Raw genomic sequence first — 12,551 nt, 5'->3', positions numbered from 1 at the left:
GCTGCGGCGACCCGTCGCGCCGACCCGTCAGACCGAGGTGACGACGTCGTCGTACGCCAGTCGCGGCGAGCGCGGGAAGGACGCGTCCGGCCCCGGCCGACCGATGTTGATGATCATCAGCGGGGTGTGGTCCCCGTCCAGGAACTCCCGCTGGACCCCGGCGAAGTCGAAGCCCGTCATGGGGCCGGCCGCCAGGCCGGCGGCGCGGATGCCGACGATGAAGTACGCGGCCTGGAGCGAGGCGTTCACGCTCGCGTTCCGCTCGCGGACCGGGCGCTCCGAGAAGAGGTCCTTGGCCTGCGGGAAGTGCGGGAGGAGCTGCGGCAGCTCCTCGTGGAACTCGTTGTCCGCGGCGAGGACGGCGACCAGCGGGGCGGTTGCCGTCTTGGCCCGGTTGCCCTCGGCCATGTGCGGGAGCAGCCGTGCGCGGGCCTCGTCGGAGCGGACCAGGACGACGCGCAGCGGCGTCTGGTTGAAGGCGGTCGGCCCGAACTTCACCAGGTCGTAGATCGCCCTGGAACTGCTCGTCGGTCACCGGTTCGTCGGTGAACGTGTTCGCGGTGCGCGCCTCGCGGAAGAGGAGGTCCTGGGCGGCGGTGTCGAGAGCGAGGGACATGCTGGGGAACCTTCCGATGGTTCGTCGATGCGGAATCGGAGGGTCCAACCGTAGCCTCATAGGTTAAATTTCAACTATTCGGGGAGTGTGAGGCACCTCATAACCGCCCGAGGTGGGGGTACGCGACCTCAGCGCCGGCAGAAGCGCAGGTCGGAGGCGGGTCCGCACCCGCGTCGGCCCGTAGGGCGCCGTCGCGGCTACTCGCCCCCGCCGCCCCCGGCGTCCGCCGCGAGCGTCGCGTCCAGCCGGGCCCGCGCCCCCTCCAGCCAGTGCCGGCAGACCTTCGCCAGCTCCTCGCCGCGCTCCCAGAGCGCCAACGACTCCTCCAGCGTGGTGCCGCCGGCCTCCAACCGGCGCACGACGTCGATCAGTTCGTCCCGCGCCTGTTCGTAGCCGAGCGCGGCGCGCTCCGACTCGTCAGCGGCGGCCCCGCCCCGCGCGGCGTCGCCCGGCGTCGTCCCGTCGGTCTCGTCCGTCTTCGCAGCCATGTGATCCTCTTCCTGGTCCTTGTTCCCCGTGCTCGTTCCCCGCGCTCCGTGATCGCGGGCCGCCGGCGCCCCGGCCGCTCGCTACGCGCCCTCGACGGCCCGCGCGACCCCGTCCTGCGGGCCCTGCGGCGCGGACTCCACCCGTACGGCGAACTCGCCCTCCGAGACCCGGGCACGCAGCGCGTCCCCGTCCGCCACGTCCGCCGGCGAGCGCACCACGCCCCCGTCGGCGCGCTGGAGCACCGCGTACCCCCGCTCCAGCGTGGCCGCTGGCGACAGCGACACCACCCGGGCCCAGGTGTGCGACAGCTCCGAATCGGCGCGGTCCAGCAGATGGCCCAGGACGCGCCGGCCGCGCGCCGCAAGAGCCGTCAGCTCCGCCGCCCGCTCGTCCACCATCCGCTGCGGATGCTCCATCACGGGGCGCGCCAGGGCGTGCGCCAATCCGCGCTCCTCGCGCTCCAGCAGCCCCCGGACCGTGCGCAGCGCGCGGTCCCGGAGCTGGCGCACCCGCTCCAACTCCTCGCCCACGTCCGGTACGACCTTCTTCGCCGCGTCCGTCGGGGTGGACGCCCGCAGGTCGGCGACCAGGTCCAGCAGCGGCGAGTCCGGCTCGTGGCCGATCGCCGACACCACGGGCGTACGGCACTCGGCGACCGTACGCACCAATTGCTCGTCCGAGAACGGCAGCAGGTCCTCCACGCTGCCGCCGCCGCGCGCCACGACGATCACGTCCACCTCGTCCAGCGCGTCCAACTCCTGCACCGCCCGGACGACCTGCGGCACCGCGTGCACCCCCTGCACGGCGACGTTGCGCACCTCGAAGCGGACGGCGGGCCAGCGCCGGCGCGCGACCTCCAGCACGTCCCGCTCGGCCGCCGACGCCCGACCGCAGACCAGCCCCACCCGGTGCGGCAGGAACGGCAGCGGCTTCTTGCGCCCCGGCGCGAACAGGCCCTCGGCCGCCAGCGACCGCTTCAGCTGCTCCAGCCGCACCAGCAGCTGGCCCACTCCCACGGGCCGTATCTCCGCGGCGCGCAGCGAGAGCTGCCCCCGCGGCGCGTACCACTCCGGCTTGGCGTGCACCACGACGTGCGCGCCTTCGGACACGACGTCCGCGACCGCGTCGAAGACCTGCCGGAAGCAGGTGACGCTCACGGAGATGTCGTACGAAGGATCCCGCAGGGTCATGAACACGACGCCCTGACCGGGCCGCCGCGACATCTGGGTGATCTGCCCCTCCACCCAGACCGCGCCGAGCCGGTCGATCCACCCCCCGATGAGCCGCGAGACCTCCCCGACGGGCACCGGGGCTTCCGCGGACGTGTTGAGAGCCATACGGGGGAGCGTAACGGCCGGGTGTGACAACGCGACGCGTCGTGACGGGACGCGCGGCGCCCCGCCCCGAAAGCCGGGGCCGCGCTCAGAGCGCCCCCGGTCGCTCCCAGCGCACCGCCAGCACCACCAGCCCCACACCCAGCCACACCACGCCCACCACCTGCGCCGACGTCGCCGCCTCCGCCATCACCGCGATCAAGATCGCCGCGCCCACCACCGGCACCACCACGTGCCGCAGCCAGTCCGGCGGCCCCGCCATCCGGCGCACCACGAACCACCCCACCACGCTGGCGTGCAGCAGCACGAACGCCGTCAGCGCACCGATGTCCACCACCGAGACCAGGTGGTCCAGCCCCTCGGGCCGGCGCGCCGCCCACACCGCGGCGACCAGCGTCACCACCGCCGCCGCCAGCAGCGCCACCCGCGGCACGCCCGCGTTCGTACGGGCCAGCCCCCGCGGCAACCGCCGGTCCCGGGCCATCGCGAAGAGCAACCGCCCCGCCGCCGCCTGCGCCGCCAGCGCCGCGAACGCAGCGCCGATCGCCTTGCTGACCGCGATCAGATCGTGCAGCCAGGTCCCCACGGACGAGTCCACCGCGTCGTAGAACGCCGTCCCCTGCTTCTCCGGCGCCGCGGCCAACTCCGCCGACGAAGCCGGCTCCAACAGCGCCACCAGATACGTCTGCGCGAAGAACAACAGCCCCGCCAGCACCAGACAGAGCAGCACCGCCCGCGCCACCTGCTGCGACCCCCCGGTCACCTCCTCCGCGAACGACGCGATCGCGTCGAAGCCGAGGTACGACAGCACCGCCACCGACACCGCGGCGAACACCGCCGTCAGGGAGAAGGACAGATCGCCCGTGAGCGGCGACAGCCAGCCGCGCTGCGCACCGTGCTGCGCCAGCACGACGACCGCCGACACCACGAACACCAGCAGCACCACGATCTCCATCACCAGCACCGCGAAGCCGACCCGGGCCGCCGGCCGCACCCCCCACAGGTTCAGCGCGGTGGTCACGACCACGGCGAGCATCGTCCAGATCCACCGGTCGACCGCCGGCACCAGCGCCTCCATGGCGATTCCGGAGAAGAGGTACGCCACGGCCGGGATCAGCAGGTAGTCGAGCATCGCCATCCAGCCGGCGATGAAGCCGGGCCCCTGACCGAGGCCCTTCGACGCGTACGTGAACACGGAGCCGGCGCGCGGCGCGACCCGCACCATCTGGGCGTAGCTCACCGCCGTGAAGGCCATCGCGACCGTGGCGACCACGTACACGAGGGCGACCGCGCCGTGCGACTTCGCGTCCAGGGTCCCGTAGACCCCGACGGGCGCCATGGGGGCGATGAAGAGCAGACCGTAGACCACCAGGTCGCGAAAGCCCAGGGTCCGTCGCAGTTCGCCGTTGCCCGCCGCCGCGCCCGTACCGCTGTCCGTACTGCCGCTGCCGCCGCTGTCGTCGCTCGACTCGGGAACACCCGCGGTCATCCGGCCCTCCGTCCGCCCGTCGCCCGGTCATCGCCGTCCGTCACCGTGCCCGCGGACGCCCCACGGCACCCCGCGCACACCCAGACAGTCTTTCTCCAAGCGGTGAACTCCCGCCTCTTCTGCTCGGCCTTACGATGGGGTGCATGACTGCAACGCCTCCAGCCCGTCGCGTCCTGCTCGCCGCTCCCCGTGGCTACTGCGCGGGCGTGGACCGTGCCGTGATCGCCGTCGAGAAGGCCCTTGAGCAGTACGGGGCGCCGATCTACGTCCGCCACGAGATCGTCCACAACAAGTACGTCGTGCAGACCCTGGAGAAGAAGGGTGCGATCTTCGTCGACGCCACGGCGGAGGTCCCCGAAGGCTCCATCGTGATGTTCTCCGCGCACGGCGTCGCCCCCGTCGTCCACGACGAGGCCGCCGAGCGCAAGCTCGCGACGATCGACGCGACCTGCCCGCTGGTGACCAAGGTCCACAAGGAGGCCGTCCGCTTCGCCAAGGAGGACTACGACATCCTCCTCATCGGCCACGAGGGCCACGAAGAGGTCATCGGCACCTCCGGCGAGGCCCCCGACCACATCACCCTGGTCGACGGCCCGGACGACGTGGCGAAGGTCGAGGTGCGCGACGAGTCCAAGGTCGTCTGGCTCTCCCAGACCACCCTCTCCGTCGACGAGACCATGGAGACCGTCGACAAGCTCAAGGAGAAGTTCCCGCAGCTCATCTCGCCGCCCAGCGATGACATCTGCTACGCCACGCAGAACCGCCAGATCGCGGTCAAGCAGATGGGCGCCGAAGCCGACCTGGTCATCGTCGTCGGCTCGAAGAACTCCTCGAACTCGGTCCGGCTGGTCGAGGTCGCCCTCGGCGCCGGCGCGGGCGACGCCCACCTCGTCGACTTCGCCGACGAGATCGACGAGGCGTGGCTGGAGGGCGTGTCGACCGTCGGCGTCACCTCCGGCGCCTCCGTCCCCGACGTACTGGTCGAAGGCGTCCTGGAGTGGCTGACGCAGCGCGGTTTCGAGGACGTCGAGCTGGTGAAGTCCGCCGAGGAGTCGATCACCTTCTCGCTGCCGAAGGAGCTGCGCCGCGACCTGCGCGCCGAGGCGGCGGAGCTGGTGGCCAAGGCCGGTGGGCCGAGCGCGGGGTGACCCCCGCCGGCGCTCCCGGGGTGCGCGTGCCGACCGGCCCGTAACGTGGTGTCCATGAACGTCTTCGGAGTGGACATCGGTGGATCCGGCATCAAGGGCGCGCCCGTCGACCTTGACGCCGGAGACCTGGCACAGGAGCGCTACAAGGTCCTGACCCCGCAGCCGGCGACGCCCGACGCGGTCGCGGACGGCGTCGCCGAGGTGGTGCGGCACTTCGGCTGGACCGGCCCCGTCGGGATCACCTTCCCCGGCGTGGTCACCGGCGGCGTCACCCGTACCGCCGCGAACGTCGACAAGGGCTGGATCGACGTCGACGCGGCCCAGCTGCTCAGCTCCCGCCTCGACGGCAGCGCGGTCACCGTGCTGAACGACGCGGACGCGGCGGGCGTCGCCGAGATGACCTTCGGCGCGGGCCGCGGGCGCGGCGGCACCGTGATGCTGCTCACCTTCGGCACGGGCATCGGCAGCGCCCTGTTCGTCGACGGCCGCCTGGTGCCCAACACCGAACTGGGCCATCTGGAGCTGCACGGCCGCGACGCCGAGACCCACGCCTCCACCAAGGCCAAGGAGGACGGCGACCTGTCCTGGGCGCACTGGGCGCGCCGGGTCCAGAAGTACCTGGCGCACGTGGAGATGCTGTTCTCGCCGGAGCTGTTCATCATCGGCGGCGGCGTGAGCCGCAAGGCCGAGAAGTTCCTCCCGCTGATCGAGGGCGTACGGGCGGAGATCGTGCCGGCGCAGCTCCAGAACAACGCGGGGATCGTGGGCGCGGCGATGGCCTGCTCGGCCGCCGAGCACTGACCGGCCCGGTGGCTCAGCGCCCCCGGCCCACCGGGGGCGCCGCGGGCCGTCCTCGGCGCTTGCGCCGACCCATCTGGCGCACCTTCCGCACGCAGGTGATCAGCCCCGCGACGAGCGTGCCGCCGTACAGCCAGCCCGCGTGCACCGCCAGCGCCGTCACCACGGCCATCACCTGACCGCCGATGCCGCCCTCGCCGCCGGAGATCGGCACCACCCCGGCGGCGAACGCGATCGGCACGCTGATCGGCGCGGTGACCAGGTCGGCCTCGCGCACCCACAGCGCGGTCAGGGCGCTGACGACGAGGAACAGCACGCCGTACAGCACCGCGGAGCCGTCGAAGAGCAGCCAGTCCAGACAGCCCAGCAGCACCATGGCCACCAGCGCGAACAGCCCGGCGCCCAGCCCGGTGAGCCGCGGGCTCGGCAGCTTGCGCAGGACGAGCACCAGCGGCGGCACCGGACGCCGGGACCGCGCGGGCCGCACCCCGTACACGACGGGACGGTCCGCGAGGGCGCTCTGCGGGGAGAGCGGACCCTGCGCGGAAGGCGTCTGGGGCCGCTGGCGGCGCTGGGGGTTACTCGTCCTTGGCTGCTCCACCCGAACAACGTAGGTTGCGACGGGGGCGGAATCCGGCTCAGGACACGCCCTTTGGACGACCTTGGCGAAGAGTTCGACTCCACCAGCCTCCTTCGGACGGCTGCGCGTGCGGACGGGGGCTCCGGGCCGGGCACCGCGGCGTCCCGAGCCCCGACCGTGGAACCCCCGCGCGGGCCGTAAACTGGGGGATCGGCCCGGTGCGGCCGAAGCACCCTCTCGTCCACGCAGTCCCCTCCCAGCCCAGGAAGTCGCCACCGTGTCGCTCACGATCGGAATCGTCGGCCTGCCGAACGTCGGCAAGTCGACCCTGTTCAACGCCCTGACCAAGAACGACGTGCTGGCGGCCAACTACCCGTTCGCCACCATCGAGCCCAACGTCGGCGTGGTCGGCGTCCCCGACGCGCGCCTCGCCAAGCTCGCCGAGATCTTCGGCTCCGAGCGCATCCTCCCGGCGACGGTCGACTTCGTGGACATCGCGGGCATCGTCCGCGGCGCCAGCGAGGGCGAGGGCCTGGGCAACAAGTTCCTGGCGAACATCCGTGAGTCCGATGCGATCTGCCAGGTCATCCGGGCCTTCAAGGACGAGAACGTCGTCCACGTGGACGGCAAGGTCTCCCCGAAGGACGACATCGAGACGATCAACACCGAGCTGATCCTCGCCGACCTCCAGTCCGTCGAGAAGGCGGTCCCCCGCCTGACGAAGGAGGCCCGCCTCCAGAAGGACAAGGTCGCCGTCCTCGCCGCGGTCGAGTCCGCCCAGAAGATCCTGGAGTCCGGCCAGACCCTCTTCTCCGCCGGCATCACCAAGGGCACCGAACAGGGCGACCTGCTCCACGAGCTCCACCTGCTGACCACGAAGCCCTTCCTCTACGTCTTCAACGTCGACGAGGACGAACTCGTCGACGAAGACTTCAAGGACGAGCAGCGCGCCCTGGTCGCCCCCGCCGAGGCGATCTTCCTCAACGCCAAGATCGAGTCCGAACTCATCGAACTCGACGACGACGAGGCCCTGGAGCTCCTCCAGTCCATGGGCCAGGAAGAGCCCGGCCTCGCCACCCTCGGCCGCGTCGGCTTCGCCACCCTCGGCCTCCAGACCTACCTCACGGCCGGCCCCAAGGAATCCCGCGCCTGGACCATCAAGCAGGGCGCAACGGCCCCCGAGGCGGCGGGCGTGATCCACACCGACTTCCAGAAGGGCTTCATCAAGGCGGAGGTCATCTCCTTCGCCGACCTGATCGCCACCGGCTCGGTGGCGGAGGCGCGCGCGAAGGGGAAGGCGCGGATGGAGGGGAAGGAATACGTGATGCAGGACGGGGACGTGGTGGAGTTCCGGTTCAACGTTTGAGCGGTTCCATGCCGAGTGTGAAGTGATCTCGCAAGCGTGCAGCAGAGAAGGGGTCGGCCCTCAAGGAGCCGACCCCTTCGTCGTTCACGGTGCTGGATGGGCGTTGGTCCCTACTCGGTGGATCGTTCGAGCAGGGGCTCAAACTCGGAATCCTCCTCGCCGGGGACGTGCGGGAGGAACCCGTCGGGGACGGTGCGGGCGGCGGTGGTCAGCAGGCGGTCCAGGGTTTCTCGGTCGGTGGCCGGGGGAAGGCGGAGCGCGGCGAGGAGACGGTTGCGGACCGTGGGGTGGTCCGGGTGGTCGTCGAGGTAGTCGGCGTTGAGGGCCGGCGGGCGGAGGCCGGCCAGGGCGTCGTGCCAAGACGGCAGGGCGATGGCGAGGGCCAACGCTTCGGCGAGGGACTCCGCGATGAGGGAGGCCCTGCCTTCGGAGTCCGTGTAGAGAACGGGGCGGGGGCCGTCGGAGACCGGGCCGCAGAGGTAGTGGGTGCCGCCCGCGTTGCAGCCGGCGACGGGCTCCACTGCGAGGCCGTTGGGCAGGGCGATCGACTCGATCGGGTCCGTGCGGGCGAGGTCGAACTCGCCGTCGTGGGACAGGTAGGCGGCCGCCTCGGGATGCGTGGCGATCCTGCGGAGTAGTGCGTCGTCCGAGAGGGCGGCCGGATTGAGGGCCCTGGCGATCGTGGGGGTGAGGGGGTGTCCGGCGAGGACGTGGCGGACGGCGTCGAGGGGGACGGAGCGCTCGTAGTAGTCCTCAAAGTGGGCCTGGGCGGCCTCGGGGGAGCGATGGGTGAGGAGGCGGAAGAGGGAGTCGGAACCGTCTGGGGTCCCGCTGCCCTTGGGGAAGCCGATGTTCGAGCCGGTGCGCCAGGCGGGGGAGCCGGTCTCCCGCCACAGGCAGGCGGTGACCCGGGGCGTGTCGATGTCCTCGTCGCGGAAGGCGGGTTCGTCCAGGAACGGGCGCAGCGTGGAGGGCACTTCGTCGACGACACCGGGCCAGACCCGCTTGTTGTCCGTTCTGTACGGGCTCATCTCCGACTCGTGGGCGAAGCCCCGTATGAGCACGCCGGCCGAGGTGAAGAGGACGGAGAAGTCGTCACCCGAGCCGTTCGCCATCAGGGCTGCCTCGGTACCAGGTCCCCAAGTGGTGTCGAAGGTGTACTGGCAGAACTGCGGATCGTCGCCGATCGCGGTGTCCAGGACGGCCAGTGCGCGGAGATGCGCACGGAGTTGCTGCGGTTCGGGGAGAAGGGCGACGGTCTCGTGCACGGTCCTCATGGCGTTATGGAAGCATCCGCCGCAGACAGTTGGGCGTTGCTGCATTTCCAACTCGGTCCGCTTTGCCGAGTTGTGTGTGGGCGGGAGGGCTGATGTCTGCTGTGCCGTAGGCCCGAGCGAGCTTCGCAGGCTACCTGTCGAGGTCCTCAAGGGCCTTGTCGAGGCCCTCCACGAAGTCTTGCCGCGACGGCAGGCAGGCCACCGGTCCCTGTGGATCCAGGAGTTCAAGCATCCGCAGCCGGTGCTGGGAGAAGCGCTTCTGGAATTGGGCTTACCGGACGTGCCCTAGTTGAGCGGGCGGAACGTCGACACCGTGAAGGAGACCGTCACCGGCTGGGGGTTCGGGAGGGCGGCGACCCGGGTGTTGAGGGTGTCGGGGGGGATGTGGTGGGCCGAGGGGGTCATCGTCACCAGGTTGAGCACGTCCGGTGCCGGGAGGTGGATGACGTACTCCAGGGTTTGGACGTCCTCGCGGCGGAAGGTGGTGGAGAGCGTTTGGTGGAGCCGGTCCTCCTTCGTCGGGTCGACGTTCAGGAGGTCGAGGGCGGTGCGGAGTTCGTGGAGGTGGGTGGGGGCGGGGGTGACGACGAGGAGGGTGCCGGTGGGGTGGAGGACGCGGTGGAACTCGGGGGCGTTGCGGGGGGCGAAGACGTTGAGGAGGAGGTGGACGGAGTCGGTGCGCAGGGGGAGGGGGCGCCAGACGTCCCAACTGGCGGCGGCTGCGCGGGGGTGGATGCGGGCGGCGGAGCGGAGGGCGTGGGGGGAGGTGTCGAGGCCCAGGCCGGTTGCCGCGGGGAGGGCGTCGAGGGCGGCGGCGAGGTAGTGGCCGGTGCCGACGCCGGCGTCCAGGAGGGTGGCGTCGGGGGTGGGGGCGAGTGCGGCGGCGCGGGCGGCGAGTGCGGTGGCGAGCGGGGCGTAGTGGCCGGCGTTCAGGAAGGCGGTGCGGGCCCGGACCATCGCGGGGGCGTCGGCGGTCGCCGGTCCGCGGTGGCCGGTGAGGAGGCCGACGTAGCCCTGGCGGGCGATGTCGAAGGTGTGGCGGGCCGGGCACCGCAGGGTGCGTTCGACCGCTTCGAAGGGGGCCGAGCACACGGGGCACAGCAGGACGGACAGCATCCGTTCAAGGGCGGCGGACGGTGCTGCTGGCATCTGGGGTCGCTCCTCGGCGGGGTGGGTCGACCCTTGCCGCCGGCGCTCGCCGCAGGTCGTACGGGCCGTTGCCCAAGGGTACTGCCGGAGCGATCATCATTTTGACTGCTTCCCGGCCGCCCCGTAGCCCGCGTCGGCCAACTCCGCGATGACCTCCGCGTGGCACTTCTCGGGGACGCACCAGCAGCCGAGCCGGTGGCCCCGCAGTGCGGGGAGCTGCGCCAGCAGGTCGGGGCGGGAGAGCAGGTAGTCCCGGTAGCGGGCCATGACCTCCGACCGGGTGCCGTCGCGGCCGGGGTGCCACGGGCAGGACAGCGGGGAGCCGTCGAGGTGCCAGCCGCCGCGGTGCATCGCGCGGCCCACGTAGAGGACGTCGTCGTACGCGGGGTCGTCGCGGTGGCCCTTCAGGTTGACCACCGTGGTCTTCGGGCGTGCTCGTGCCATGGAACGGATCCTCGGCGAGGGGCGGGCGGCGCGCCACCGCGACGGGGCCTGTTGGCGGGTACGGCACGGGTACGGCTCCGGGCGCGTCGGGCGGCCCGGGGCACGGTTGGGCCGCAACGCGGGCCGGGCTCCTGCATCGCGCCCCGCCGTACCCCGAACGGCGCAATGTTTATACGATTCTGAACTGATTCCCGTGCTTTCCCGCACCCCGACGGCCCCGGCCCCCTCCCCGGCGCGACTCGGCAACCGGGCGCATCCCCGATGAGGAGTAGGACACCCGTGGACCCCTTCAAGCCGCCAGGGCCCGACCAGCCCGGCCAACAGCCCCAGCCCGGCCAACAGCCGCAGGCACCGCAGCCCGGACCGTACCCGGGGCAGCAGCCCGTACCGCCCGGGCCCGGGCAGCACCCGGCGTACTACCCGCACCAGCAGTACCCGGCGTACCCCGCGGCCCCCGTCGCCCCGACCGTCAACGGGCTCTCCATCGCCTCCCTCATCTCCGGCATCGTCTGCTGCCTGCCGCCGCTCGGCCTGGTCTTCGGGCTGGTCGGGTTGCGGCAGATCAAGCGCCGCGGCCAGCGCGGCCGGGGCCTCGCGATCAGCGGCATCGTGCTCTCCACCGTCTCCACGCTGCTGATCACCCTCTTCTTCGCCACCGGCGGCGCCGGCGAGTTCTGGAAGGGGTTCAAGGAAGGGGTCGACGAGGTCGCGAGCCACCGGACCGTCGATGACCTGCGCAAGGGCGACTGCTACGACCTCCCCGGCGCCGGCGACAAGGACGGCAAGGAGGTCTCCGACGTCAAGGTCATCGACTGCGGCAGCCCGCACGAGGCCGAGATCACCGGCGGCTACGCGATCACCGGATACGACGACTACCCGGGCGAGGAGGCCCTCGCGCCGGTGGCCGAACTGCGCTGCGAGGAGATCGACTTCGCGTACGCCATGGACGTGTGGGCGATCCCCGCGTCGATGGAGCCGTACTACTACTTCCCCACCGGCGAGAGCTGGAAGCAGGGCGACCGCCGGGTCAGCTGCGGCTACTCCACCACCAAGAACGAGAAGACGACCGGCTCCCTGCGCCGGGACGCCGGCACCCTCACCGCCGACCAGGTCGCCTATCTGAAGGCGGAGAACGGCTTCCTGCGCTCGGGCTTCCGGTTGCCCGAGGACGAGTTCACGGCCGCCGCCCATCTGCACCGAGCCTGGGCGAAGGACACCTCCAGCGCCCTCGCCGACTCCGCGAAGGCCCTGCGCGGCCACTCGTGGCAGGGCGACGTGCGCAAGACGGTGCTACAGCGCGCCGACCAGTTCGACGCGTCCCGCGCGCACTGGGACAAGGCGGCGAAGGCCACCAGCGAAGAGGTCTTCTGGGACCACGTCTACTCGGCCGACGAGGCGCTGAAGGTCGACACCGAAGTCGCCATCCGCAAGGCGCTGAAGGGGCTGGAGACCGCGGCACCGGCCCGGGAGGAACGCGTCTGAGGACGGCCGGCCGGGGCTGGCCCGCCGCCCCGGCCGTACGCCGAAGCCGTACGCAGGAACGGCCGCACGCAGGAGCACGGGCAAGGCCACGGGCGGCGAGCGCGCACCGGACCGGATCGATGGCGCCGTCCCGTACCGCCTCCGGCAGGGCGGCCGGCTGACCGACGTCGAGCCGGCCGGGCGCGTCGGTCCGATGCCGATGCCGATGCCGACGCCGCCGCGGAATGGCGGAAGAGGCCGGTGCCCGGGCCACCGACAGCCCTGCGACACCGACCTCTTCCCAAGGACGCGCCCCGGCCCCTGCCCGGGCCGCGTCCCGTCCGACGGCGCGCACGTCAGCGCGCGCCTCAGCCTTCGGCCGGTGGCTCCCGACCTTCAG

The 12,551-nt window shown here is 71.9% G+C and carries 11 protein-coding genes and 1 pseudogene; 4 read left to right on the top strand and 8 right to left on the bottom strand.

Translation table 11 applies throughout. From position 1 onward, the window contains the following. Positions 1-27 precede the first annotated feature (27 nt). The 4 genes and pseudogenes from ACH4E8_RS03015 to ACH4E8_RS03000 form a co-directional block, all read right to left on the bottom strand. Positions 28-616 (bottom strand): annotated as a pseudogene (locus ACH4E8_RS03015) (malonic semialdehyde reductase). A gap of 197 nt (positions 617-813) precedes the next feature. Then, positions 814-1,104, bottom strand: coding sequence for an exodeoxyribonuclease VII small subunit (locus tag ACH4E8_RS03010; protein ID WP_398443754.1), 291 nt, complete (start codon positions 1,102-1,104; stop codon positions 814-816). An 81-nt stretch (positions 1,105-1,185) separates the two neighbouring features. Beyond that, a complete protein-coding gene (xseA, locus tag ACH4E8_RS03005) occupies positions 1,186-2,442 on the bottom strand; it encodes an exodeoxyribonuclease VII large subunit (RefSeq protein ID WP_398443752.1) in 1,257 nt (418 codons plus the stop codon). Positions 2,443-2,527: 85 nt separating this feature from the next. Next, entirely contained in the window at positions 2,528-3,928 is a 1,401-nt protein-coding gene (locus ACH4E8_RS03000) for an APC family permease (RefSeq protein ID WP_398443750.1), read from the bottom strand. Positions 3,929-4,071: 143 nt separating this feature from the next. Between ACH4E8_RS03000 and ACH4E8_RS02995 the strand changes: the two genes are divergently transcribed. Together ACH4E8_RS02995 and ppgK are read left to right on the top strand one after the other, a co-directional pair. Beyond that, complete coding sequence (locus ACH4E8_RS02995) at positions 4,072-5,076, top strand: 4-hydroxy-3-methylbut-2-enyl diphosphate reductase (protein WP_398443748.1); 1,005 nt, start codon at positions 4,072-4,074, stop codon at positions 5,074-5,076. 54 nt (positions 5,077-5,130) lie between these two features. Further along, entirely contained in the window at positions 5,131-5,877 is a 747-nt protein-coding gene (gene ppgK, locus ACH4E8_RS02990) for a polyphosphate--glucose phosphotransferase (RefSeq protein ID WP_398443746.1), read from the top strand. 13 nt (positions 5,878-5,890) lie between these two features. Here ppgK and ACH4E8_RS02985 read toward each other — a convergent pair whose 3' ends face one another. After that, positions 5,891-6,475, bottom strand: coding sequence for a DUF6542 domain-containing protein (locus ACH4E8_RS02985; RefSeq protein WP_398443745.1), 585 nt, complete (start codon positions 6,473-6,475; stop codon positions 5,891-5,893). Between the two features lie 256 nt (positions 6,476-6,731). Between ACH4E8_RS02985 and ychF the strand changes: the two genes are divergently transcribed. Beyond that, the gene (ychF, locus tag ACH4E8_RS02980; protein WP_398443743.1) at positions 6,732-7,820 is read left to right on the top strand and encodes a redox-regulated ATPase YchF; all 1,089 of its coding nucleotides are present in this window, start codon (positions 6,732-6,734) and stop codon (positions 7,818-7,820) included. A 110-nt stretch (positions 7,821-7,930) separates the two neighbouring features. Here the strand turns inward: ychF and ACH4E8_RS02975 are convergent, their stop codons facing one another. The 3 genes from ACH4E8_RS02975 to ACH4E8_RS02965 all read right to left on the bottom strand — a co-directional run bounded on the left by ACH4E8_RS02975 (position 7,931) and on the right by ACH4E8_RS02965 (position 10,690). Then, positions 7,931-9,097: a hypothetical protein gene (locus tag ACH4E8_RS02975; protein WP_398443741.1), complete on the bottom strand. Its 1,167-nt coding sequence runs from the start codon at positions 9,095-9,097 to the stop codon at positions 7,931-7,933. A 285-nt stretch (positions 9,098-9,382) separates the two neighbouring features. Next, entirely contained in the window at positions 9,383-10,246 is an 864-nt protein-coding gene (locus ACH4E8_RS02970; RefSeq protein WP_398443739.1) for a putative RNA methyltransferase, read from the bottom strand. Between the two features lie 96 nt (positions 10,247-10,342). Next, entirely contained in the window at positions 10,343-10,690 is a 348-nt protein-coding gene (locus tag ACH4E8_RS02965) for a DUF4326 domain-containing protein (protein WP_398443737.1), read from the bottom strand. Between the two features lie 279 nt (positions 10,691-10,969). Here ACH4E8_RS02965 and ACH4E8_RS02960 point away from each other — a divergent pair, with 279 nt between their 5' ends. Continuing rightward, on the top strand, positions 10,970-12,172 hold the full coding sequence (locus ACH4E8_RS02960) for a DUF4190 domain-containing protein (RefSeq protein ID WP_398443735.1): 1,203 nt from the start codon (positions 10,970-10,972) through the stop codon (positions 12,170-12,172). Positions 12,173-12,551: the final 379 nt, after the last annotated feature.

Source organism: Streptomyces sp. NPDC017979 (assembly GCF_044328175.1).
Taxonomy (GTDB): Bacteria; Actinomycetota; Actinomycetes; order Streptomycetales; family Streptomycetaceae; genus Streptomyces.
This window is presented reverse-complemented; position numbering and strand designations above follow the sequence as displayed.

Bases quoted from the DNA above. Each gene is read 5' to 3' on its own strand.
- ACH4E8_RS02975 (WP_398443741.1), bottom strand. From the start codon at position 9,097: ATGAGGACCGTGCACGAGACCGTCGCCCTTCTCCCCGAACCGCAGCAA.
- ppgK (WP_398443746.1), top strand. From the start codon at position 5,131: ATGAACGTCTTCGGAGTGGACATCGGTGGATCCGGCATCAAGGGCGCG.
- ACH4E8_RS03010 (WP_398443754.1), bottom strand. From the start codon at position 1,104: ATGGCTGCGAAGACGGACGAGACCGACGGGACGACGCCGGGCGACGCC.
- ACH4E8_RS03000 (WP_398443750.1), bottom strand. From the start codon at position 3,928: ATGACCGCGGGTGTTCCCGAGTCGAGCGACGACAGCGGCGGCAGCGGC.
- xseA (WP_398443752.1), bottom strand. From the start codon at position 2,442: ATGGCTCTCAACACGTCCGCGGAAGCCCCGGTGCCCGTCGGGGAGGTC.
- ACH4E8_RS02995 (WP_398443748.1), top strand. From the start codon at position 4,072: ATGACTGCAACGCCTCCAGCCCGTCGCGTCCTGCTCGCCGCTCCCCGT.
- ACH4E8_RS02970 (WP_398443739.1), bottom strand. From the start codon at position 10,246: ATGCCAGCAGCACCGTCCGCCGCCCTTGAACGGATGCTGTCCGTCCTG.
- ACH4E8_RS02965 (WP_398443737.1), bottom strand. From the start codon at position 10,690: ATGGCACGAGCACGCCCGAAGACCACGGTGGTCAACCTGAAGGGCCAC.